The organism is Aquincola tertiaricarbonis (assembly GCF_000969605.1).
Classification (GTDB): domain Bacteria; phylum Pseudomonadota; class Gammaproteobacteria; order Burkholderiales; family Burkholderiaceae_C; genus Aquincola; species Aquincola tertiaricarbonis.
Genome location: NZ_JZUE01000008.1, coordinates 49,489 through 71,361 on the forward strand (window position 1 = coordinate 49,489; position 21,873 = coordinate 71,361).

The window sequence follows — 21,873 nt, forward strand, 5'->3', positions numbered from 1 at the left end:
TAGGACGCATGCCCTGTTGCGGCCTCTGTCACTTTTCAACGTTCATTTCGTGTCACTTCCAGACGATGTAAGTGGACATGAACCTCCAACACCTCTCCCTCCGCGCCAGGCTCGCGGCGTCGTTCGCCACGCTCGCCGTCCTGGTTCTCGTCGTCTCGGCAGTAGCCGTCACCGCCCTGCAGGAAAGCGACGCGCACTTTTCCGACTATGCCCGGCAGGGCAGCGCCCGCATCGCGCTGGCGCACGAGCTGCGTAACGCCGCCGCGCTGCGCGCCATTGCCGCGCGCAACATGGTGCTGGCCACCGGTTCGGCCGAAAGCGAAGCGCAGACTGCCCAGGTGAAGCAGGCCCATGCCGCGGTGGAAGCCGCGCTGGCCGCGCTGGCGCAGCGCACCCGCAGCGACCCGGACGTGACCGCCGAGGAACGCCGGCGCTTCGACGCCCTGGCCGCGCTGGAAACCCGCTACAGCCCGGTGGCGCTGCAGGTGGTGGCGCTGGCGGGACGGGGCAGCGTGCACGAGGCCACCCTCTTGATGAGCCGCCAGTGCCAGCCGCTGCTGGCGGAGCTGCACGCCACGGTCGCGGCCTACCTGGCCGTGCTGGACCGGGGTACGCAGGCCACGCTGGCCGCGGCGGCAAAATCGCACCGGCAGTTCCGCCATGCGCTCATCGCGTCCGGCGTGCTGGCGTTGTCGGCGGCCGTGTTCTTCCTGTTCGCCATCACGCGGGACGTAGCGCGCACGCTGGGCGCCGAGCCGGCCGCCCTGGGCGCCGCCGCGGAACGCGTGGCCCGCGGCGACCTCGGCCCGATCGAAGGCGCGGCCGATGCACCACCCGCCAGCGTGCTGGCCTCGCTGGCGCACATGCAGCGCAGCCTGGCCGGCGTGGTGGCCGACGTGCGCCGCGCCTCCGACTCCATCGCCACCGGCAGCGTGCAGATCGCCACAGGCAACGCCGACCTCTCTCGCCGCACCGAGCAGCAGGCCAGCAGCCTGCAGCAGACCGCCTCGTCGATGGAGCAGATGAATGCCGCGGTGGGCCACAGCGCCGAGACCGCCCAGCAAGCCACGCAGCTGGCCGCCACCGCCAGCGCCTCGGCGGTCAAGGGCGGCGACGTGGTCGGCCGCGTGGTGGCGACGATGGAGGAGATCAGCCGCAGCTCGCGCCGCATCGCCGACATCATCGGCGTGATCGACGGCATCGCCTTCCAGACCAACATCCTGGCGCTGAATGCGGCGGTGGAGGCCGCGCGGGCCGGCGAGCAGGGCCGCGGCTTCGCCGTGGTGGCCTCGGAGGTGCGCGGCCTGGCCCAGCGCTCGGCCCAGGCCGCCAAGGAGATCAAGACGCTGATCGAGGCGAGCGTCGACAGCGTGGGCGCCGGCGCCCGGCTGGTGGACGAGGCCGGCAGCTCGATGGCCGACATCGTGACCCAGGTCAAGCAGGTGTCGGACCTCATCGGCGAAATCAGCCATTCAGGCCAGGAGCAAACCGCCGGCATCGGCCAGGTGAGCCATGCGGTGAACCAGCTCGACCAGGTGACGCAGCAGAACGCGGCCCTGGTGGAGGAAAGCGCCGCCGCGGCGGAGAGCCTGCGCGCCCAGGCACACAGGCTGACGGAGCTGGTGAGCGTGTTCCGCGTGCCCCGGGCGGTGGCCTGAGCGGCGCGACGGACGAAAAAAAACGCCAGCATCGGCTGGCGTTGGCAATGTGACCTCCGCGCGTAGCGGGATCAGCGTCATCTTGTGGATCTTGGTGTCTGTTGTCTCCTCGGCCCCCGTTCAGCGGGCACGCACCAAAGTGGCGCCGCTGCGAGAACCGGGACTCTAGGTGGGCCTCGGCGCCACGGCATCGGTACTTTCCCCCGCGTTGTCGGTACCCTGCAACGGACCGCCGAGGCTGAAGTAGAAGCTCGCACCGCCCTTGGCCGGTGCTTCGGCGCGCACGGTGCCGCCGTGCCGCTCGACGATGCGCCGCACGATGGACAGCCCCAGCCCCGTGCCGTGGAACTGCTCAGCCGTGTGCAGCCGCTGGAACGGCTGGAACAGCCGGGCCGCGCGGCGGGCATCGAAGCCGGCGCCGTTGTCCTGCACCACGAACACGCCGGGCTCGCCGCTCGCGGCCAGGCGCACCAGCGGCAGCGGCACGTCGCGGGTGAACTTGGCGGCATTGCCCAGCAGGTTGGCCAGCGCCACCCGCACCAGGGGCGCGCTGCAGTGGGCCACCAGGCCGGGCTGGATCTGCCACTCCACGGGCACCGCACGCTCCACCCAGGGCAGCTCGGTGATCACGGAGCGGGCCAGCGCGCTCAGGTCCACCGGCTCGCGCACCAGCGGCGCGGAGCCCGACCGGGCCAGCTCCAGCAGCGCCGTGACGGTGTGCGACATGTCGCGCGCGGCCCGACCCTGCAGCGTGAGCCAATGGCGCTCGTCGTCGGCCAGGCGCTCCCAGGCGCGGGCACGCAGCATGTCCGCCAGGCCCACGACATGGCCGATGGGCGTGCGCAGCTCATGCGCCAGCTGGCGTGAGAAGGCCTCCAGGTCGCGGTTGTGCTGCTCCAGCTCGGCGGTGCGCTCGGCCACCTGACGGGCCAGTTCGGCATTGCGGCTGAGCAGCATCTTCTCGGTGCGCTTGCGCAGCGTCACGTCGCGGCCCACGCCGTGGAAGCCGAGGAAGCGGCCGTGCGCGTCGTGCCGGGGCTGGCCGCTTACCGACACCCATCGAACGCCGCGGCCGGGCACGCGCACCGCGTACTCGAAGTTGCTGAAGGGCCGCCGCTCCTCGAGCTGCCGGCGGTGGCGCTGCCACTCCTCCTCGCTGGCACCGTCGGCATAGGCATGCCAGCGGGTACGGCCGATGAAGCGCCGCGCGCCCACATCGCCCAGCAGGTCGGTGAGCATGTCGCCCACCACCACGAAGCGGTGCTCGGCGTCGGTCTCCCAGTACCAGTCGGCGGACAGCTCGTTCATCACCGCATAGCGGCGCTCGCTGTCGTGCAGGCGTCGGAAGGCCAGCCGCTGCTCGGTGATGTCGCGGCCCACGCCTTCATGGCCGATGAACTGGCCGTCGTCGTTGCGGCGCGGGCGGCCGGTCAGGCCGATCCACACGGGCGAGCGGCCGGGCCGCCGCACCTCGATCTCCACATCACGGAAGTCGCGCCGCTGGTGCATGCACAGCATCAGTTCCGACCAGCCGGCCTCGGGCGGCTGGAAGAAGGGCACGCTGTCGTAGGTGTGGCCCAGCAGCTGGCGAGGCTCCAGTCCCAGCTTCAAGTGGGAGGACAGGTCGTCGGACACCCAGCAGATGCGGTGCTGTGCATCGGTCTCCCAGTACCAGTCACCGGACAACCGCACCCGCGCATGCCAGCGCCGCTCGCGCTCGCCCAGCAGCAGCTGCACCTCGCCAGCCGCGGCATGCAAAGCACTGGAGCCGCGCAGGCTGTGCGCCCGCAGCGCCAGGATGGCGCCGGGCAGGTCGTCGTGCCGCAACCGCTCCGCAAAGCGCTGCACCGCCGCCACAGCCGAAGCCAGCCGCGCCACCAGCCGGTGCAAGGCCAGCGCGGCGGCCAGCCAGCCCAGCGCCAGGGCGGCCCACAACAGCATGCGCAGGTGTGCGGGCACCGGCGCGGCCAGCGCGGCCCAGGTCAGCCCGCCCATCAAGGCGGCCAGTGCGGTGAAACCCAGCGCGGCCAGCGCGCCGCCCGCCAGGCGCGGCGGCGGCAGTGCCGGCGGCTGGGTGTCCACCAGCACCCGCGGGTCCATCGCGGTGTCGGGCAGCTCCGCCTCGGCCAGCACGGTGGTGGACGGCACGGTGGTGATGTCGATCTCGGCCAGCCCCGGCCGCCGGCCGGCCAGCCGGCCGCGTACCGCGGCGGCGGGATCGGGCGGCGCGTTCATGCGCTTCCCGGGCGCGACGGCCGGAGGGCACTCATGGCAGCGCCGTCAGCGGGCCAGGTGCGAGGCCAGCACCGGGAACAGCTTCACCATCCCGTCGGCCAGCAGTTCCACCGCCATCGCGGCCAGGATCAGGCCCATCAGCCGCGTCATCACGTTGATGCCGGTGCGGCCCAGCGCCTTGGCGATGCGCCCAGCGGCCGAGAACACCAGGAAGGTGGCCAGCCCGATCACCACGCCATAGCCCACCAGCACCGCATGCTCGAACACGGTGCGTGTCTTCTCGGCGTAGATCACCATGGTGGAGATCGTGGCCGGCCCGGTGAGCAGCGGCACCGTCAGCGGCACCACGGCGATGCTGGCGCCGGCGTCCACCTTGGCTTCACCCTCGGCCAGGTCGCTGGGCTTGGTTTCGGGCTGCTGCGCATTCAGCATCTGCAGCGAGCTGATGAGCAGCAGCGTGCCACCGCCCACCTGGAACGAAGCGATGCTGATGCCGAAGAACTCGATGATCTTCAGGCCCGCCACCGCGCTCACCGCGATGACGCAAAAGGCGCTGAAGCTGCTCACGCGGATGGTGTGGCGGCGCTGCTCCCGCGTGAAGTGCTGGGTGAAGGTGATGAAGAACGGCACCGCCCCGATCGGGTTGACGATGGCCAGCAGGGCGATGAGCGGCTTCAGGAGATCCATGAGCGGCCAATCGTATCCGAGTGTTTACACACTTCTTCGCCGCTCTCCGATCACGGAGAGGTACAGCGCGCACACGCCGCGCAGGTACACCAGCCCGGGCAGCGCGATGGCCAGCACGAACACCATGCCGCCGCCCACCAGGGCCGCCACGCCATGCGGCGTCTGCGCCACCGGCGCGCCAGCCGGACCCAGGCTGCGCAGGCCGAAGCCGAACAGGCCCGCCATCAACTGCTGCGGTGGCAGCTCCACGCCCGTCACCAGCACCGCCAGCGCCGACACCGCCCGGCCGCCGCTCACCACCACGAAGGTGGACAGCGCACCGACCGCGGCCGTCATCGCGCCCAGCACCGACACCATCAGCGCCGTGAAAAGTAGCCGTTCACGCGCCTGCTTGACGAGCAGGCGCAATGTGGTTCTCACGTCCAGGCCATCCCAGATCGCCGGACCGGCCAGCGGCCCCACCACGGCGGCCAGCACCAGCACGCACAGTCCCACCGCCACCACGCCCAGCGGCACCATGCCGGCAAACACGAAGGGCCCGACCAGCGGCAGCCGCGCTGCATACAGGCCGGCCGCCAGCACGCCGAGCACAGCGACCACCGCCAGCATCGCGGCCAGCATCACCAGCAGCAGGCGGTGGCCGGTGCGCAGCGCCTGCTGCACGGCATCAGCCACCTCGCGCCCGGCGCGCCCGCGCGCCTGGTCCATCAACAGCATGCCGGTGGCATTGCTGCCATAGAAGGCCACCGCGATCGCGGCCACGCCTTGCAGCACCGCCCAGCCCTGCGATTCCGCCTGCATGGACGAACCCGCCATCGCCAGCAACAGCCCGGCGGTGCTGAAAGTGAACAGCAGGGTATAGAGCGCCCGGCCGTGGCGCACCGCCTCGACGCTGGCAAGCAGGCGGGCCAGGGCCGCCAGGGGGTCACCGCGTCCGGGAATGCTCATGGCCGCCCCATGATAAGTCCCGGTTCGGGTGCTCACCCCGCATTGGTGCGTCGCTTAGAAAACAACACTTGACAAGCAAGCGCTTGCGCATTTTTTGGAAGTTCTTTGTTAACCTTGCGCCCTCCGGGTATGGATGCGGCGCCTTCGCTTGAATGTTTCACGACGGGTTGAAGCTCCACATGGTGTTCTGTTAGAAGGAAGGTGTTCCCCATGGGAAACAAGCTCTACGTCGGAAACCTCGCATACAGCGTGCGCGACGAATCCCTCCATAGCGCGTTCGTGCAATTCGGTACCGTGACGTCGGCCAAGGTGATGATGGACCGGGAAACCGGCCGCTCCAAGGGCTTTGGTTTCGTCGAAATGGCTTCCGACGCCGAGGCGCAGTCCGCCATCAATGGCATGAACGGCCAGGCCCTCGAAGGCCGTGCCATCGTCGTGAACGAGGCGCGTCCTCGTGAAGAGCGTCCGGGCGGCTTCCGCAGCGGCGGCGGCGGTGGTGGCGGCTACGGCGGCGGTGGTGGCGGTGGCTACGGTGGTGGTGGCGGCGGTGGCCGCAGCCCCTACGGCAGCGGTGGCGGCGGCGGTGGCCGCGGCGGCTACGGCAGCGGCGGTGGTGGCGGCGGCTACGGCGGTGGCGGTGGCGGCGGTGGTCGCGGCGGCTACAGCGGCGGTGGCCGTGGTGGCTACGGCGGCGGCAGCAGCAACGGCGGCTATTGATGCCACGGGCCCTTCGGGGCCCCTGTCACGACAGGCAAGAAGGGCGAGGTGTTCGACACCCCGCCCTTTTTTCATGCCCGGCGTCTACTCACCCTGCCTTGGCTTGCGCCCCCGGCCTGCCACAACGCGGTCGAAAAGTGCATTGGGCAAAACTCGCATCAGCTTGGCGACGACGCCCATTTGCCAAGGTATGACGCGGTAACTGACACCGGCTTCAATGGCGCGGTAGGCCTTGTCGGCAAAATCCGCGGGCGACATCAAAAACGGCATGGAATAAGGGTTTCGCCGGGTCAGCGGGGTATCGATGTAACCCGGTGCAACTGTCACTACCTTGACACCAAATGGCCGGCAAACTCCACGCAAGCTTTCGCAATAGCTGACCACCGCGGCCTTGCTGGCGCAGTAAGCCCCATGTCCCGGCAAGCCGCGGATGGCGGCAACGCTGGCAATGCCCACCAGCGTGCCGGCGCGTCGCGCGTACATCGGCTGCAGAAAGGGATGGAAAGTGGCCGCCATGCCGAGGTTGTTGGTCTCGAAGGTGGCCCGCATCACCTCCAGGTCGGCCTCGATGGCGCTGTCCATGCCGATGCTGATGCCGGCATTGGCGATCACCACGTCCGGCAGGCCCTGGCGCGCAATGCAGGCGTGGCCGGCCGCCACGATGGCGGCGGTGTCGCGCACGTCGGCGTTGTAGGTGGCCCAGCGTTCGGGTGCGTATCCCTGCGCCGTGGCCCAGGCGGCGGTGTCCTCGCTGCGCCGTGCCACCAGGGCCAGCCGCCAGCCGGCGGCATGGAAGCGCGCCGCCAGCGCCTGTCCGATGCCGCTGGACGCACCGGTGATGAACACCAGCGGCCCGGCCGCGGCGGTCACCGGGCGGACCTCGCGGCGGGCTGGAAGCGCGCCTTCACCGGGCCCTTGAACACCGCCTGCTGGGTGAGGTGGTTGTATTCCAGGCCACCCGCGCGGATCTCGCTGCCGCCCTGGCGCAGCACCACCGGCAGATGCGAGCGCAATTGCTCGGTGCGTAGGAAGGCATGCAGGAACTCGCCTTCGAAGCGCATTGGCGGTGCATTGCCCGGACCGCCGCTGCGCTCGATCTGGGCGCCGCCCAGCAACTGCACCTCGCTGGCGTCGGCATTGCTGAGCGCACGGCGGGCCGTGGCGTGGGTGCGCGAGCCGTCGGCCGAATAGGACTGGATGCGCACCGTGTCCACTTCCACCGTGTCGCTGTCGGGAAAGTGGCGCAGCTGGTCGCCTTCCAGTTGCAGCAGCAGCCGGCCGTCGTCGGCGAAGCGCTGCAGGGTGAAGCCCTGCATCGTGTAGTCCGGGTCGCTGCGCACCGGCGCGCGGGCCGCGTCGGCCGGGGCGCCGGGCGTGTTGTTCACGAGCCACCAGGTAGCCAAGGCCAGCAGCCCCATCAGCAGCAGCGGCAGGTAGGAGGACAAGGCCTCGCGCAGCCGCCAATGCCAGGGCATGCGCGGCGCCGCATGGGCCGGCGCGGCGGGCGGAGCCAGCAGCGGCAACTCCATCAGGCGCTGTCCAAGGTGGTGAGCTGGCCGTGCAGCAACCGTGCATAGGCGCCGCTGGCGATCAGCAGCAGGTCGCACAGCTCGCGGGCCGCACCTTCGCCGCCCTGCAAGCCGCTGACATGATGGGCCACGGCTTTCACCTCGGCATGGGCATTGGCCGGCGCGCAGGCCAGGCCTGCGCGCACCAGCAGGGGCAAGTCAGGCCAGTCGTCGCCGATGACAGCCAGGTCGGCCCAGGCCACGCCCAACGCATCGATGGCCGACTGCACGACGGCCAGCTTGTCCTTCACGCCATAGTGCGCATGCTGCAGGCCCAGGTCGGCCACGCGGCGGCGCACCGCCGGCGAATCACGCCCGGTGCAGATGATCGGCACGATGCCGGCCTGCGCCAGCAGCTTCAGGCCATGGCCGTCCAGGCTGTGGAAGGCTTTGAACTGCTCTCCCGATTCGGCGATGTAGAGCCGCCCGTCGGTGAGCACGCCGTCCACGTCGAACACGGCGGCCTTCATGCCCAGTCCGCTGCCCTGCGCCTTCAGCAGAAGCTCCGGTGCAAAGCGCAGCGCCGGTTCCAGGCTTGAGAGATCGAGCCCCATCAGATCACCTTCGCCCGCATGAGGTCGTTGCTGTTGATGGCGCCGACCAGGCGGTCCTGCGCATCCACCACCAGCACGCTGGTGACGCGATGCTGCTCCATCACGCTGGCGGCTTCCACCGCCAGCACGTCGTCGCGCACGCGGCGCGGCGCGGTGTGCATCACCTCGTGCGCGCGGAAGGCACGCAGGTCGTGACCCCGCTCGATCAGCCGGCGCAGGTCGCCGTCGGTGAAGATGCCCTGCAGCACACCGCCTGCATCCACCACCGCGGCAAAGCCCAGGCCCTTGGCGCTCATTTCGTGCAGCATCGCCAGGAAGTCGGCGTCGGGCGCCACGCACGGCAGCTCGTCGCCCGAGCGCATCAGGTCGCGCACATGCATCAGCAGCTTGCGGCCCAGCGCGCCACCGGGATGGGATCGGGCGAAGTCCTGCTCATGGAAGCCGCGGGCATCCAGCAGCGCGACGGCCAGCGCATCGCCCATTGCCATCTGCGCGGTGGTGCTGGTGGTGGGCGCCAGGTTCAGCGGGCAGGCCTCGCGCTCCACCTTGCACAGCAGGGTGTGGTCGGCATGCCGGGCCAGGGTGGAGTTGGCACCACCGGTGATGGCGATCATGGGCACGCCCAGGCGCTTGAGCACCGGCAGGATGACGTTCAGCTCGTCGCTCTCGCCGGAGTTGGAGATGGCCAGCACCACGTCCTGCAGCGTGACCATGCCCAGGTCGCCATGGCTGGCCTCGCCGGGATGCACGAACATCGCCGGCGTGCCGGTCGAGGCCAGCGTGGCGGCGATCTTGCGGCCCACGTGGCCGCTCTTGCCCATGCCCATGACCACCACGCGGCCGCGGCAGGCCAGCACCAGTCGCACGGTGTTGACGAAGGCGGTGGACAGCTCGGCACGCAGCGACAGCAGCGCTTCGGCTGCGATCTCGAAGGTCTGGGCCGCCAGGCTCAGCGCACGGTCGGCATCGAAGGCGGGAACCGCAACAGGCTCGGTGGTCACGTGACAGATCGCTCACTTAGGATCGGGCATTCTAGGTTGGCAGGCATGGCGCTTGCGCTGGGTCCACGCCGCATGGCTACTACGCTCGAACTGGTATTGCTGTACTTGGTGGCCGCTGTGGCCGGCGTGGTGGCATGCCGTTCGATGCGCCTGCCACCGATGCTCGGCTACCTGGTGGTGGGCGTGATCATCGGACCCAATGCGCTGGCCCTGGCCAAGGACGCGGGCGGCGTCACGTACCTGGCCGAGTTCGGCGTGGTGTTCCTCATGTTCGTCATCGGGCTGGAATTCAACCTGCCCAAGTTGCGCAGCATGCGCACGCTGGTCTTCGGTCTCGGGCTGTCGCAGGTGTCGATGACGATGGTTGCGGCCATCGTCGGCAACTCACTGCTCGCGCTGGGCTTCTCGATGGCTGGCCGCAGCTACGGGCTGAGCTGGCAGCACTCGGTGGTGCTGGGCGGCGCGCTGGCGATGAGCAGCACCGCCATCCTCGGCAAGCTGATGGCCGAGCGGCTGGAGCTGGAAACCGAGCACGGCCGCCGGGTGATGGGCGTGCTGCTGTTCCAGGACCTGGCCGTCGTGCCGCTGCTGGTGCTCATTCCCGCGCTCAGCGCGCCGCCCGAGGTGCTGCTCACAGCGCTCGCCTGGGCCACGCTCAAGGCCGCGGCGCTGCTCACCGTGCTGCTGGTGGGCGGCCAGAAGGTGATGCGCTGGTGGCTCACGCTGGTGGCGCGGCGCAAGAGCGCTGAACTGTTCGTGCTCAACCTGCTGCTGGTGACGCTGGGGCTGTCATGGCTCACGGAGCATGCCGGCCTGTCGCTGGCGCTGGGCGCCTTCGTGGCCGGCATGCTGATCGCGGAGACCGAATACAAGCATCAGGTGGAGACCGACATCCGGCCCTTCCACGACGTGCTGCTGGGCCTGTTCTTCATCACCATCGGCATGAAGCTCGACATGTCGATGGTGGTCTCGCAATGGGGCCTGGTGCTCGCGCTGGCGGTGCTGCCGGTGCTGTTCAAGTTCGCGCTGGTCACCGGCCTGGCCCGGGTGTTCGGGGCCACGCCGGGAGTGGCATTGCGCACGGGGCTTTACCTGGCGCAAGCGGGTGAATTCGGCTTCGTGCTGCTGGCGCTGGCCCGCCAGCACGAGCTGCTGCCGCCGCGGCTGGAGAGCCCCATCCTGGCCGGCATGGTGATCTCGATGATCGCCACGCCCTTCATCGTGATGTACAGCAACCGCATCGTCATGCGGCTGTCGTCCACCGACTGGCTGATGCAGGCGGCAGCCCTCACCACCATCGCCAAGAAGTCCATCCGCAGCGAGGAACACGTGATCATCTGCGGCTACGGCCGCAGCGGCCAGAACCTGGCCCGCCTGCTGGAGGCCGAACGCATCCCCTACATGGCGCTGGACCTGGACCCCGATCGCGTGCGCCAGGCCGCCGCCGCCGGCCAGAGCGTGGTGTTCGGCGACGCCGCCAAGCTGCGCAGCCTGATGGCCGCCGGCCTGGCCCGTGCCAGCGCGGTGGTGGTGAGCTACCACGACACCGCCTCGGCCCTGAAGATCCTGCGGCTGGCGCGTGAACACGCGCCCAAGGTGCCGGTGGTGGTGCGCACCATCGACGACACCGACCTGGAGCTGCTGCGCAATGCCGGCGCCACCGAGGTGGTGCCCGAGGCCATCGAGGGTTCCCTGATGCTGGCCTCCCATGCGCTGGCGCTGGTAGGCGTGCCCATGCGCCGCGTGATCCGCCTGACGCAGGACGCGCGCAATGCACGCTACGGCCTGCTACGCGGCTACTTCCATGGCGCCGACGACGACGGCGTGGAGGAGCGCCAGCAGGCCCGGCTGCTGACGGTAAGCCTGCCGGCCGCGGCGGCCAGCCTGGGCCAGTCGCTCGGCGCGCTGGCACTGCACGCGGTGGGCGTGAAGGTGGTCTCCGTCCGGCTCGGCTCGGGCCAGGTGGTGGCCGCGGAGGACGGCCTGGTGCTGGGCCCGGGCGACACGCTGGTGCTCTCGGGCCTGCCCGAGCCGCTGTCGCTGGCCGAGGAAAAGCTGCTGAAGGGCTGAGCCGGCGGCGCCGCGCTCAGCTCACCGGCACCGCGCGTTCCAGGTTGGCCCGCATGCGCACCGCCAGCACCGTGGCCGCGGCGCGCACCAGCGCCAGTGCCAGCGCCGGCTGGGCGGCGGCCAGTTCGTCCAGCCGCGCGCCGCGCAGCGCCCACACCACGCAGTTGCTCATCGCTTCCACATTGGCCATGCGCGGCGTGTGTCCGAAGAGCCCCGCCTCGCCGACGATCGAGCCCGACCGCAGGATGGCCACGCGGTGGGTGCCCGGCGTGCTGCGGGTGACGAACACCTGCAGGCTGCCGCGTTCCAGGAAATAGAGCGTGTCGTCGCGTTCATCCTGCTTGAGCAGCAGGTGGCCAGCGCGGATCTCGTGGCGGGTGAGCAGGCCGCCCAGGGCCAGCCAGTCGTCATCGCTGAGCTTGGCGCGAAAGGCGTCGTCCGCATTCAGCGTGGACACGGCTTCCTTCAACGCACTCAAATCCATCTCGCGCCCCTGTTCGAGTTGGCGCGATTATCTGGACGCCATCGCGGCCGTGAAGGCCGCGTGGCAGGTGCGAATTCACTTCCCGATGCAGAAGCGGCTGAAGATTTCGCCCAGCAGATCGTCCGCGCTGAAGGCCCCGGTGATCTCGCCCAGCGCGTTGTGCGCCAACCGCAGCTCCTCGGCCAGCAGGTCCAGCGCGGGGTCGCTGGAAGCGCCTTGCGCGCGGGCCATCTCCAGGTGCTCCCGCGTGCGCCGCAGCGCATGCACATGCCGCGTGCGGGCGATGAACACCCCTTCCGGCGAGGCATGCCAGCCCGCGCGTTCCAGCAGCGCGCGGCGCAAGCCGTCCAGCCCGGCGCCGGTGGCCGCGGACAAGGCCAGGCTGCCCTCGCCAGGCACCACCGTGGCGTCGGCCGCGTCCGCCTTGTTGAACACATGCAGTACCCGCGACTGCTGGCGGGGCTCGGCCAGCGACAGGCGCTGGGCGATCTCGGCGTCGCCATGGTCGTAGTCGGCTTGGCCCAGCCGCGTCAGATCGTGCAGGAAGATCACTGCATCGGCCTGCTCGATCTCGCTCCAGCTGCGCGAGATGCCGATGCGCTCCACCTCGTCGGTGGCCTCGCGCAGGCCGGCGGTGTCGATCACGTGCAGCGGCACGCCTTCGATCTGGATGGTCTGCGTGACCTTGTCGCGCGTGGTGCCCGGAATCGGCGTGACGATGGCCAGCTCCGCACCGGCCAGCGCGTTCAGCAGCGAGCTCTTGCCCACGTTGGGCTGGCCAGCCAGCACCACGCGGATGCCTTCACGCAGCAGCGCGCCCTGCTTCGCGCGGTCCAGCACCTCGTCCACCGAGGCGATCAGCCGCTCCAGCTGGCCACGCGCGTCGGCCTTCTCCAGGAAGTCGATCTCTTCCTCGGGGAAGTCCAGCGTGGCTTCCACCAGCATGCGCAGGTGCACGATGCGGTCGCGCAGGGTGCCGATCTCCGTCGAGAACGCACCGCTCAAGGATCGGCTGGCCGAGCGGGCCGCCGCTTCGGTGCTGGCATCGATCAGGTCGCTGACGGCCTCGGCCTGCGCCAGGTCCAGCTTGTCGTTCAGGAAGGCGCGCTGGGTGAACTCGCCGGGCTCGGCCAGCCGCAGGCCGATGCCCTCGCCCACGGCCAGGCAACGAGCCAGCAGCAGCTGCAGCACCACCGGCCCGCCATGGGCCTGGAGCTCCAGCACGTCTTCGCCGGTGTAGGAGTGCGGGGCAGGAAAGTGGATGGCCAGCCCGTGGTCGATGGGCTGGCCGTCGCTGCCGCGCAGCGGCAGGTAGGTGGCATGGCGAGGCTGCAGCGCGCGCCCGCACAGGGCGTCGATCAGCGGCCGCAGGTCTGGGCCGGAGGCCCGGACGATGCCCACCGCCCCGCGCCCAGGCGCGGTGGCGATGGCCACGATGGCATCACGCTGGCGCGCCAGCATCGTGGCCCGCGGCGGCTAGACGCCGAGCCGCTTGTTGATGAACCACTGCTGCGCGATTGTCAGCAGGTTGTTGGTGATCCAGTACAGCACCAGGCCGGCCGGGAAGAAGAAGAACATCACGCTGAATACCAGCGGCATGATCCACATCATCTTGGCCTGCATCGGGTCCGGCGGCGTCGGGTTCAGCCACACCTGGAACAGCGAGGTGGCGGTCATCACGATCGGCAGGATGAAGTACGGGTCCTTGGCCGACAGGTCGGTGATCCACAGGATCCACGGCGCATCGCGCATTTCCACGCTGGACAGCAGCACCCAGTACAGCGCGATGAAGAACGGCATCTGCAGGAAGATCGGCAGGCAGCTGCCCAGCGGATTGACCTTCTCCTCGCGGTAGATGCGCATCATCTCCTGCTGCATCTGCTGCGGCTTGTCCTTCAGCCGCTCGCGCATTTCCTGGATCTTCGGGTTGATGGCCTTCATCTTGGCCATCGAACGGTATGCGCTGGCGTTCAGCCAATAGAAGGCGATCTTCAGCAGCACCACCAGCGCCACGATGGCCCAGCCCCAGTTGCCCAGGAAGCCATGCAGTTGCGTCAGCAGCCAGAACAGCGGCTTGGACAGGATGTGGAACCAACCGTAGTCCTTCACCAAGTCCAGGCCCGGCGCCAGCTCGGCCAGCTTGTTCTCTTCCTGCGGACCGGCGAACAGCATGGCCTGTTGCGTCTTGGTCTGGCCGGCGGCCACCTCGCCCAGCGGCAGCACCATCGCCACCGAGTACAGGTTGTTGCCCACCTTCTCGGCGCGGAACTCACGCGGCTGCTGGGTGTTCACCAGCCAGGCCGACGCGAAGTAGTGCTGCACCATCGCGATCCAGCCGTTGTCCGCCTGGCGCTCGTACTCGGCGTCGTTCTTCTCGATGTGCTTGAACTCGATCTTGCGGAACTTGCTCTTCTCGGTATATGCCGCGGGGCCGGTGAAGGTGGAATAGAACGCCGACTCTCCCGGGGGCGGGTTGCCGTCGCGCACCAGCTGCAGGTACAGCTCCGGCTTGATCGGCTGCGCCGAGCCGTTGACCACGTCGTGCTGAACGCCCACGGTGTACTGCCCGCGCTGGAAGGTATAGGTCTTCACCAGCTTCACGCCGTCGATGGCCTGCGACTCGAAACGCACCTGCACGTCATTGGCACCGTCGGCCAGCGTGCGCGCACCGGGCACGGCGGTCATCGCCGTGAAATGGTTGGGCAGGCGGGCGCCCGGCACGGCGCTGATCAGGCCGGTCTGCGCCAGGTACACACGCTGGGCGCTGCGGTCGAACAGCACCACGTTGCGGCTGTGGTCGTTCTGGTCGCGCTGGCCCAGCAGTTCCAGGTACACCAGCTCGCCGCCCTGGCTGTCCAGCACGGCCTTCACGCGGTCGGTGGTGACGGTGATCTGCTCGCCGCGCGCAGCGGCGGTGCCAGGATCGTTCGGCACGCTGCCGGCCGGCGCGGCCGCGGCGGACGACGAAGGCGCCGGCACGCCGATGGCGGAAGCAGCCGGCGCGGAGCCGGCGGCCACCGGCTTGGCCGTCTGGGGGCCGAAGATCGACGGCTGGCCGGTGTGCTTGTTCCAAGCGTCCCAAAGCAGGACGAGGGACATCGTGAACACCACCCAGAGCAGGGTACGGCGGATATCGGTCATGGAGCAGTCTTCTTGGGGGAATCGGAGGCGGCGCGGCCGCTCAGGAAGGCGAACAGCCGCGGCGGCTGGTCGGGCACCGGATCACATCCGGCCTCGCACCAGGGATGGCAACGCAGGATGCGGCCGGCGGCCAGTGCCCCGCCGGCCAGCGCGCCGTGTTTGTCGAGCGCCTGCAAAGCATAGAGGGAGCACGTGGGCTCATACAGGCAGCGGCCGCCGATCCATGGACTGAGCAGCAGCCGATAGGCGCGCACCGGCAGCATGAGCGCACGGCGCGGCAGCAGCGCGAGCCAGTCGGGCACGGCCGCCTCAGCGCGGGGCCGAAGCGGCCACGCGGATCATTCGGTCGAGTTCGGCGCGCGCGGCATCCCGCAGCGCGTCAGAGGCGGCACTGCGGAACTGGCGCACATCGAACGGCGCCCGTAGCCGCACCACCCACAAGCCAGGCGGCAGCGCCGAAGCCTGCCGGTCGATGGCGGCACGGATCTGGCGCTTGAGCAAGGTGCGGGTGACGGCGCGCCGGGCGTGCCGCTTGGGCACCACCAGGCCGAGCCAGCGCTGCTGCGGCACTGCCGCAGAGGAGTCATCCACAGGCGGCGGCGCAGGGGCGGCTACTTCTGTTGACAACTCAGCCGGCGCAGCCTTGCCGGCCGCCGGCTGGCGCGCGGGGCGCCGGAAGGGCGAGGCCGCCACGAAGTGAAGCGCGAAGTGCGGACTGCGCGCCTTCTGGGGTGCACCCAGCACCCGCTCGAAGTCGACAGATTGCACGAGGCGTTGCACGCGCTGGGCCGTGGGCATGCTGCGTCAGCTCGCAGCCGGCGAGGCTCAGACCGCCAGGCGCTTGCGGCCCTTGGCGCGGCGCGACTTGATCACGCTGCGGCCGCCGCGGGTCTTCATGCGCACGAGGAAACCGTGGGTGCGGGCGCGGCGGGTCTTGGACGGCTGGTAGGTACGCTTCATGATGACGTGCTTTCGGTGATGGACCCGCAGGGATCAGGCGCTCTGGCGGAGTCTGCGGCGACGGCTGTCGCCTGGTTCGAACCGGGGGTCTGGCCTGATCGCCCGGCGAGCCCGGACCGCGTTCGGCCATTTGGCACCTCGCCTGAAGAAGGCGCGGCGCAACCTCCTCGCGTCCGGGAAACCCGCAATTACAGCAAAAAGCCGTAGCTCGGTCAATTCGCGTGCTGTAAAGCCCACCGGGGGCCGCCGCTTGTCGAATTGTCCACCACTGTGGATAACCCAGCTGCCGCAGGCGCTACGACGGGTAGAATGCGCCCGCTCTTAGAAGACTTTTCCACAATGAGCGCAGACCTCTGGCAGCGTGGGTGTGAGCGGTTGGCCGCCGAGCTGCCTGAACAGCAATTCAACACCTGGATCCGGCCCTTGCCGCCCGCCGACGTGTCCGACGACGGCGATGCCGGCGTGGTCGCGGCCGTGCGTGTACCCAACCGCTTCAAGCTCGACTGGATCCGCTCGCAGTACGCCTCCCGCATCGAAGGCGTGCTGACCGACCTGGCGGGCAAGCCGGTGCGGCTGGAGCTGATGCTGGCCCAGCGCGACCCGATGGCTGCGCCGCGCGGTGCCTTGCCCGCGCATGCAGCTGCCGGCAATGCCGGCGCGGCGCTGGCGGCTACCGGCACTGCTACGAGCAGCGGCTCTTCCGGCAACGGCACGGCCGTGCTGCCACAAGGCCTGCCGCCGCGGCCGCCGGCACCGGCCTCGTCGGTGCACCGCCTCAACACCGCGCTGACCTTCGACACCCTGGTGCCCGGCCGCGCCAACCAGATGGCACGCACCGCCGCGCTGCACGTGGCCGGCGCGCCCGGCCACATGTACAACCCGCTGTTCATCTACGGCGGCGTGGGCCTGGGCAAGACGCACCTGATTCATGCCGTGGGCAACGCGCTGCTGCGCGACCGGCCCGATGCGCGCGTGCTGTACCTGCATGCCGAGCAGTTCATCTCCGACGTGGTGAAGAACTACCAGCGCAAGACCTTCGACGAGCTGAAGGCCAAGTACCACTCGCTGGACCTGCTGCTGATCGACGACGTGCAGTTCTTCGCCGGCAAGGAGCGCACGCAGGAGGAGTTCTTCAACGCCTTCGAGGCGCTGGTGGCCAAGCGCTCGCACATCATCATGACGAGCGACACCTACCCCAAGGGCCTGGTGGACATCGACGAACGCCTGACCAGCCGCTTCGACGCCGGCCTGACGGTGGCCATCGAGCCGCCGGAGCTGGAGATGCGGGTGGCCATCCTCATCAAGAAGGCCGACGCCGAGGCCTCGCCCATGCCCGAGGACGTGGCCTTCTTCATCGCGAAGAACGTGCGCGCCAACGTGCGCGAGCTGGAAGGCGCGCTGCGCAAGGTGCTGGCGTATTCGCGCTTCAGCCACAAGGACATCAACATCGCCCTGGCGCGCGAGGCGCTCAAGGACCTGCTGTCGATCCAGAACCGGCAGGTGTCCGTCGAGAACATCCAGAAGACGGTGGCCGACTTCTACAAGATCAAGATCGCCGACATGTACAGCAAGAAGCGGCCGGCCTCGATCGCGCGGCCGCGGCAGATCGCGATGTACCTGGCCAAGGAGATGACGCAGAAGAGCCTGCCCGAGATCGGCGAGCTGTTCGGCGGACGCGACCACACCACGGTGCTGCATGCGGTGCGCAAGATCGGTGGCGAACGCCAGAAAAACACCGAGCTGAACCAGCAGCTGCACGTGCTCGAACAGACCCTCAAGGGCTGAACAACCTGGTGTCAAGTGACAAGGCTGTGGACAACTTTTGCGCAACTGGGCACCTGTCCACAGGCCCCGGCGTTTTCAAGAAGTTGTTGTATGTCCGGCTCGACAATCCGGGGTGTTCGGCCCACAGGCTTGCCCTTGAGGTAAGCCGTTGAAAGATCAGGCCAAAATCGCGTTCTCCACAGCCCGGCAGCGGCTCTACTAGAACTACCAAGTTAAGAGGAAGACATGATTGTCTTGAAAGCTCCGCAGGAAAAATTGTTGTCTGCCCTGCAGGCCGTCGCCGGAATCGTCGAACGCCGCCACACCTTGCCCATCCTGGCCAACGTGCTGCTGCGCAAGAGCGGCTCGCGCATCGAGTTCACGACCAGCGACCTCGAGATCCAGGTGCGCACCCAGGCCGAACTCGGTGGCGATGCCACCGACTTCGCCACCACGGTGGGCGCCCGCAAGCTGATCGACATCCTTCGCTCGCTGCCGGCGGACCAGGTGGTGTCGCTCACGGCCAACCAGAACAAGCTGACGCTGCAGGGCGGCAAGAGCCGCTTCACGCTGCAGACCCTGCCGGCCGATGACTTCCCGCTGGTCAACGAGGCGGCGGAGTTCGGCCCCGCCTTCAGCGTGCCGCAGAAGACGCTCAAGAGCCTGATCAACCAGGTGCACTTCGCGATGGCGGTGCATGACATCCGCTACTACCTCAACGGCATCCTCTTCGTGGCCGAAGGCAAGACGCTGACGCTGGTGGCCACCGACGGGCACCGCCTGGCGCTGGCGCAGGCCACGCTGGAGACGGAGATCCCGAAGCAGGAAGTCATCCTGCCGCGCAAGACGGTGCTGGAACTGCAGCGCCTGCTGAAGGACGAGAAGGCCGACAAGCCCGCCAAGGGCGCCGACAAGTCCGAGGAAGGCGAGGAGGGCAGCACCGCCAGCAGCGACAATGCCCCGATCGAGATGCGTTTTGCCGGCAACCAGGCCAAGTTCAGCTTCTCGGGCATGGAGTTCGTCACCAAGCTCGTGGAAGGCAAGTTCCCCGACTACAACCGCGTGATTCCCAAGAACCACAAGAACGCCGTCGTGCTGGGCCGCGCGCCGCTGCTGGCCAGCCTGCAGCGCGCGGCCATCCTCACCAGCGAGAAGTTCAAGGGCGTGCGCGTCAACATCGAGCCGGGCACGCTGCGCATCGCCTCCAGCAATGCCGAGCAGGAAGAGGCCAAGGAGGAGCTGGAGATCGACTACGGCGGCGACACCATCGAGATCGGCTTCAACGTCACCTACCTGATGGACGCGCTGGCCAACATGGGCCAGGAGATGATCCGCCTGGAACTGCAGGACACCAACTCCAGCGTGCTGATCACCGTGCCCGAGCAGGCCGGCTTCAAGTACGTGGTGATGCCGATGCGCATCTGACCGGACGGCAGTCGTCCGAAGCAAGCGGGCTGCGGCCCGCTTCAGCGTTTCTTATGAGGCCTTGGCGATGAAGCCGCGGCCTGCGAAGTGAGCCCCATGACCGACCCGAACACCCCCACCACCCCCACGCCCGACGCCTACGGCGAAGGCAGCATCCAGATCCTGGAAGGGCTGGAAGCCGTGCGCAAGCGGCCGGGCATGTACATCGGCGACACCAGCGACGGCACCGGACTGCACCACCTGGTGTTCGAGGTGGTGGACAACTCCATCGACGAGGCGCTGGCCGGGCACTGCGACGACATCATCGTCACGATCCACTCCGACAACTCGATCAGCGTCATCGACAACGGCCGCGGCATTCCCACCGGCGTGAAGATGGACGACAAGCACGAGCCCAAGCGCAGCGCGGCCGAGATCGCCCTGACCGAGCTGCATGCCGGCGGCAAGTTCAACCAGAACAGCTACAAGGTCTCGGGTGGCCTGCACGGCGTGGGCGTGAGCTGCGTGAACGCGCTGAGCAAGCTGCTGCGCCTGACGATCCGCCGCGAGGGCCATGTGCACTACATGGAGTTCCGCAAGGGCGTGCCGCAGGACCGGCTGGTGGAAGAGCGCAACGGCTTTGCGATCAGCCCGATGCGGGTGATCGGCGACACCGACAAGCGCGGCACCGAGGTCCATTTCCTGCCCGACGAAGAGATCTTCAACAACATCGACTTCCACTACGACGTGCTGGCCAAGCGCCTGCGCGAGCTGAGCTTCCTCAACAACGGGGTGAAGATCAAGCTGGTGGATGAGCGCAACGCGAAGGAAGACAACTTCGCCTTCGCAGGCGGCGTGAAGGGCTTCGTCGAGTTCATCAACCAGGGCAAGAAGGTGCTGCACCCCAACGTGTTCCACGCGATGGGCGAGAAGCAGAGCGACCAGAACACCACCATCGGCGTGGAAGTGGCGATGCAGTGGAACGACAGCTACAGCGAGAGCGTGCTGTGCTTCACCAACAACATCCCGCAGCGCGACGGCGGTACCCACCTCACCGGCCTGCGCGCCGCGATGACGCGGGTGCTGAACAAGTACATCGAGGACAACGAGCTGGCCAAGAAGGCCAAGGTCGAGATCGCCGGCGACGACATGCGCGAAGGCCTGGCCTGCGTGGTGAGCGTGAAGGTGCCCGAGCCCAAGTTCAGCAGCCAGACCAAGGACAAGCTGGTGAGCAGCGAGGTGCGCGCGCCGGTGGAGGACATCGTCGGCCGCCTGCTGACCGATTGGCTGTTGGAGAACCCGACCGACGCCAAGATCATCTGCGGCAAGATCGTCGAGGCCGCGCGTGCCCGTGATGCGGCCCGCAAGGCCCGCGAGATGACGCGCCGCAAGGGCGTGCTGGACGGCCTGGGCCTGCCGGGCAAGCTGGCCGACTGCCAGGAGAAGGACCCGGCGCTGTGCGAGATCTACATCGTCGAGGGCGACTCGGCGGGTGGTTCGGCCAAGCAGGGCCGCGACCGCAAGTTCCAGGCGATCCTGCCGCTGCGCGGCAAGATCCTGAACGTGGAGAAGGCGCGCTACGAGAAGCTGCTGTCGAGCGAGCAGATCCTGACGCTGATCACCGCGCTGGGCACCGGCATCGGGCCGGAAGACTTCAACGCCGACAAGCTGCGCTACCACCGCATCATCGTGATGACCGACGCCGACGTGGACGGCGCCCACATCCGCACGCTGCTGCTGACGTTCTTCTACCGCCAGATGCCCGAGTTGGTGGAGCGCGGCTACATCTACATCGCGCAGCCGCCGCTGTACAAGGTCAAGCACGGCAAGCAAGAGCAGTACCTGAAGGACGGCCTCGAGCTGGACAACTACCTGCTGAAGGTGGCGCTGGAAGGTGCGCGCATCGAGACCCAGAACGGCAGCGCGCCGATCGAAGGCGATGCGCTGGCCGACTATGCCAGCCGCGCGGTGCTGGCCGACAACGTGATCGGCCGCCTGTCCAACTGGATGGACACCGACGCGCTGCGAGCGATCGCCGACGGCCTGGCACTGAACCTGGACGATGCCGCCGAAGCCGAGAAGAGCGCCGCCGCGCTGCAGCGCGCGTTGCGTGATGCCGAGGTGGCCGCGGAATATGAAGAGCGCACCGACAAGCACCACCTGCGCATCAGCCGCCGGCACCACGGCAACATCAAGAGCAGCGTGATCACTGCCGACTTCGTGCACGGCTCCGACTACGAAGCGCTGGCCAAGGCCGGCGAGGTCTTCAAGAACCTGCTGGGCACCGAGGCCACCGTCAAGCGTGGCGAGGGCGAGCGCCAGAAGGAACTGAAGGTCGCCGACTTCCGCGCCGCGATGCGCTGGCTGATGCAGCAGGCCGAAGGCGCGGTGGGCCGCCAACGCTACAAGGGCCTGGGCGAGATGAATCCCGAGCAGCTCTGGGAAACCACGATGGACCCCACCGTGCGCCGACTGTTGCGCGTGCAGATCGACGACGCCATCGAGGCCGACCGCGTCTTCACGATGCTGATGGGCGACGAGGTGGAACCGCGGCGGGAGTTCATCGAGAGCAATGCGTTGCGGGCGGCGAATATCGACGTCTGACTTTGGTCGGTTGAGCCGGGCCTCAGTGCGCTGTCCCTGGGCTGTTGTCCAGCGGCAGGGCGGCCGTGTGGGAATGAC

19 protein-coding genes are annotated in these 21,873 nt (G+C 68.6%); 6 read left to right on the top strand and 13 right to left on the bottom strand.

Annotation, left to right across the window (positions count from 1 at the left end; all coding sequences use genetic code 11):
• Positions 1 to 77: 77 nt before the first annotated feature.
• A complete protein-coding gene (locus VO99_RS31840; protein ID WP_046112973.1) occupies positions 78 to 1,658 on the top strand; it encodes a methyl-accepting chemotaxis protein in 1,581 nt (526 codons plus the stop codon).
• A gap of 165 nt (positions 1,659 to 1,823) precedes the next feature.
• Here the strand turns inward: VO99_RS31840 and VO99_RS11315 are convergent, their stop codons facing one another.
• The 3 genes from VO99_RS11315 to VO99_RS11325 are packed head-to-tail and all read right to left on the bottom strand — an operon-like array spanning position 1,824 to position 5,528.
• Positions 1,824 to 3,893: a sensor histidine kinase gene (locus VO99_RS11315; RefSeq protein ID WP_046112974.1), complete on the bottom strand. Its 2,070-nt coding sequence runs from the start codon at positions 3,891 to 3,893 to the stop codon at positions 1,824 to 1,826.
• 45 nt (positions 3,894 to 3,938) lie between these two features.
• Positions 3,939 to 4,580, bottom strand: coding sequence for a MarC family protein (locus VO99_RS11320; protein WP_046112975.1), 642 nt, complete (start codon positions 4,578 to 4,580; stop codon positions 3,939 to 3,941).
• Between the two features lie 24 nt (positions 4,581 to 4,604).
• Positions 4,605 to 5,528: a hypothetical protein gene (locus VO99_RS11325; RefSeq protein ID WP_046112976.1), complete on the bottom strand. Its 924-nt coding sequence runs from the start codon at positions 5,526 to 5,528 to the stop codon at positions 4,605 to 4,607.
• Positions 5,529 to 5,738: 210 nt separating this feature from the next.
• On the opposite strand from VO99_RS11325, the gene rbp reads away from it, so the two are divergent.
• A complete protein-coding gene (rbp, locus tag VO99_RS11330; protein WP_046112977.1) occupies positions 5,739 to 6,245 on the top strand; it encodes an RNA-binding regulator in 507 nt (168 codons plus the stop codon).
• An 84-nt stretch (positions 6,246 to 6,329) separates the two neighbouring features.
• On the opposite strand, the gene VO99_RS11335 is transcribed toward rbp, so the two are convergent.
• The 4 genes from VO99_RS11335 to VO99_RS11350 are packed head-to-tail and all read right to left on the bottom strand — an operon-like array spanning position 6,330 to position 9,368.
• Complete coding sequence (locus VO99_RS11335; RefSeq protein ID WP_046112978.1) at positions 6,330 to 7,115, bottom strand: SDR family oxidoreductase; 786 nt, start codon at positions 7,113 to 7,115, stop codon at positions 6,330 to 6,332.
• Entirely contained in the window at positions 7,112 to 7,774 is a 663-nt protein-coding gene (gene lptC / locus VO99_RS11340) for an LPS export ABC transporter periplasmic protein LptC (RefSeq protein ID WP_232315338.1), read from the bottom strand. The genes VO99_RS11335 and lptC overlap by 4 nt, the downstream gene beginning before the upstream one ends.
• Positions 7,774 to 8,367 carry a KdsC family phosphatase gene (locus VO99_RS11345; RefSeq protein WP_046112979.1) on the bottom strand — a complete coding sequence of 198 codons (594 nt, stop codon included), beginning with the start codon at positions 8,365 to 8,367 and terminating at the stop codon, positions 7,774 to 7,776. The genes lptC and VO99_RS11345 overlap by 1 nt, the downstream gene beginning before the upstream one ends.
• Positions 8,367 to 9,368, bottom strand: a complete 1,002-nt coding sequence (locus VO99_RS11350) for a KpsF/GutQ family sugar-phosphate isomerase (protein WP_046112980.1) — start codon at positions 9,366 to 9,368, stop codon at positions 8,367 to 8,369. Before VO99_RS11350 ends, VO99_RS11345 begins: the two co-directional genes overlap by 1 nt.
• 72 nt (positions 9,369 to 9,440) lie before the next feature.
• On the opposite strand from VO99_RS11350, the gene VO99_RS11355 reads away from it, so the two are divergent.
• A complete protein-coding gene (locus tag VO99_RS11355) occupies positions 9,441 to 11,438 on the top strand; it encodes a cation:proton antiporter domain-containing protein (RefSeq protein WP_046112981.1) in 1,998 nt (665 codons plus the stop codon).
• A gap of 16 nt (positions 11,439 to 11,454) precedes the next feature.
• On the opposite strand, the gene VO99_RS11360 is transcribed toward VO99_RS11355, so the two are convergent.
• The 6 genes from VO99_RS11360 to rpmH form a co-directional block, all read right to left on the bottom strand.
• Positions 11,455 to 11,922 carry a cyclic nucleotide-binding domain-containing protein gene (locus VO99_RS11360; protein WP_046112982.1) on the bottom strand — a complete coding sequence of 156 codons (468 nt, stop codon included), beginning with the start codon at positions 11,920 to 11,922 and terminating at the stop codon, positions 11,455 to 11,457.
• A 75-nt stretch (positions 11,923 to 11,997) separates the two neighbouring features.
• Positions 11,998 to 13,383, bottom strand: a complete 1,386-nt coding sequence (mnmE, locus tag VO99_RS11365; protein ID WP_046112983.1) for a tRNA uridine-5-carboxymethylaminomethyl(34) synthesis GTPase MnmE — start codon at positions 13,381 to 13,383, stop codon at positions 11,998 to 12,000.
• A 15-nt stretch (positions 13,384 to 13,398) separates the two neighbouring features.
• Complete coding sequence (gene yidC, locus VO99_RS11370; RefSeq protein WP_046112984.1) at positions 13,399 to 15,063, bottom strand: membrane protein insertase YidC; 1,665 nt, start codon at positions 15,061 to 15,063, stop codon at positions 13,399 to 13,401.
• Positions 15,060 to 15,365, bottom strand: a complete 306-nt coding sequence (gene yidD, locus VO99_RS11375) for a membrane protein insertion efficiency factor YidD (protein ID WP_375136387.1) — start codon at positions 15,363 to 15,365, stop codon at positions 15,060 to 15,062. The genes yidC and yidD overlap by 4 nt, the downstream gene beginning before the upstream one ends.
• Positions 15,366 to 15,372: 7 nt before the next feature.
• The gene (locus VO99_RS11380; protein ID WP_046112985.1) at positions 15,373 to 15,861 is read right to left on the bottom strand and encodes a ribonuclease P protein component; all 489 of its coding nucleotides are present in this window, start codon (positions 15,859 to 15,861) and stop codon (positions 15,373 to 15,375) included.
• Positions 15,862 to 15,888: 27 nt separating this feature from the next.
• Positions 15,889 to 16,023 (bottom strand): 50S ribosomal protein L34, encoded by a 135-nt coding sequence (gene rpmH / locus VO99_RS11385; RefSeq protein WP_046112986.1) that lies wholly within the window; start codon positions 16,021 to 16,023, stop codon positions 15,889 to 15,891.
• Positions 16,024 to 16,362: 339 nt separating this feature from the next.
• On the opposite strand from rpmH, the gene dnaA reads away from it, so the two are divergent.
• From dnaA to gyrB, 3 genes are all read left to right on the top strand, one after another.
• Complete coding sequence (gene dnaA / locus VO99_RS11390; protein ID WP_046112987.1) at positions 16,363 to 17,808, top strand: chromosomal replication initiator protein DnaA; 1,446 nt, start codon at positions 16,363 to 16,365, stop codon at positions 17,806 to 17,808.
• A gap of 225 nt (positions 17,809 to 18,033) precedes the next feature.
• Positions 18,034 to 19,212 carry a DNA polymerase III subunit beta gene (gene dnaN / locus VO99_RS11395; protein ID WP_046112988.1) on the top strand — a complete coding sequence of 393 codons (1,179 nt, stop codon included), beginning with the start codon at positions 18,034 to 18,036 and terminating at the stop codon, positions 19,210 to 19,212.
• A 96-nt stretch (positions 19,213 to 19,308) separates the two neighbouring features.
• Positions 19,309 to 21,795 (top strand): DNA topoisomerase (ATP-hydrolyzing) subunit B, encoded by a 2,487-nt coding sequence (gene gyrB, locus VO99_RS11400; RefSeq protein WP_046112989.1) that lies wholly within the window; start codon positions 19,309 to 19,311, stop codon positions 21,793 to 21,795.
• Positions 21,796 to 21,873 lie beyond the last annotated feature (78 nt).

Bases quoted from the DNA above. Each gene is read 5' to 3' on its own strand.
- VO99_RS11325 (WP_046112976.1), bottom strand. From the start codon at position 5,528: ATGAGCATTCCCGGACGCGGTGACCCCCTGGCGGCCCTGGCCCGCCTG.
- rpmH (WP_046112986.1), bottom strand. From the start codon at position 16,023: ATGAAGCGTACCTACCAGCCGTCCAAGACCCGCCGCGCCCGCACCCAC.
- gyrB (WP_046112989.1), top strand. From the start codon at position 19,309: ATGACCGACCCGAACACCCCCACCACCCCCACGCCCGACGCCTACGGC.
- VO99_RS31840 (WP_046112973.1), top strand. From the start codon at position 78: ATGAACCTCCAACACCTCTCCCTCCGCGCCAGGCTCGCGGCGTCGTTC.
- VO99_RS11345 (WP_046112979.1), bottom strand. From the start codon at position 8,367: ATGGGGCTCGATCTCTCAAGCCTGGAACCGGCGCTGCGCTTTGCACCG.
- VO99_RS11320 (WP_046112975.1), bottom strand. From the start codon at position 4,580: ATGGATCTCCTGAAGCCGCTCATCGCCCTGCTGGCCATCGTCAACCCG.
- mnmE (WP_046112983.1), bottom strand. From the start codon at position 13,383: ATGCTGGCGCGCCAGCGTGATGCCATCGTGGCCATCGCCACCGCGCCT.
- VO99_RS11380 (WP_046112985.1), bottom strand. From the start codon at position 15,861: ATGCCCACGGCCCAGCGCGTGCAACGCCTCGTGCAATCTGTCGACTTC.
- lptC (WP_232315338.1), bottom strand. From the start codon at position 7,774: ATGGAGTTGCCGCTGCTGGCTCCGCCCGCCGCGCCGGCCCATGCGGCG.
- dnaN (WP_046112988.1), top strand. From the start codon at position 18,034: ATGATTGTCTTGAAAGCTCCGCAGGAAAAATTGTTGTCTGCCCTGCAG.
- VO99_RS11315 (WP_046112974.1), bottom strand. From the start codon at position 3,893: ATGAACGCGCCGCCCGATCCCGCCGCCGCGGTACGCGGCCGGCTGGCC.
- VO99_RS11355 (WP_046112981.1), top strand. From the start codon at position 9,441: ATGGCTACTACGCTCGAACTGGTATTGCTGTACTTGGTGGCCGCTGTG.
- dnaA (WP_046112987.1), top strand. From the start codon at position 16,363: ATGAGCGCAGACCTCTGGCAGCGTGGGTGTGAGCGGTTGGCCGCCGAG.
- VO99_RS11360 (WP_046112982.1), bottom strand. From the start codon at position 11,922: ATGGATTTGAGTGCGTTGAAGGAAGCCGTGTCCACGCTGAATGCGGAC.
- rbp (WP_046112977.1), top strand. From the start codon at position 5,739: ATGGGAAACAAGCTCTACGTCGGAAACCTCGCATACAGCGTGCGCGAC.
- yidC (WP_046112984.1), bottom strand. From the start codon at position 15,063: ATGACCGATATCCGCCGTACCCTGCTCTGGGTGGTGTTCACGATGTCC.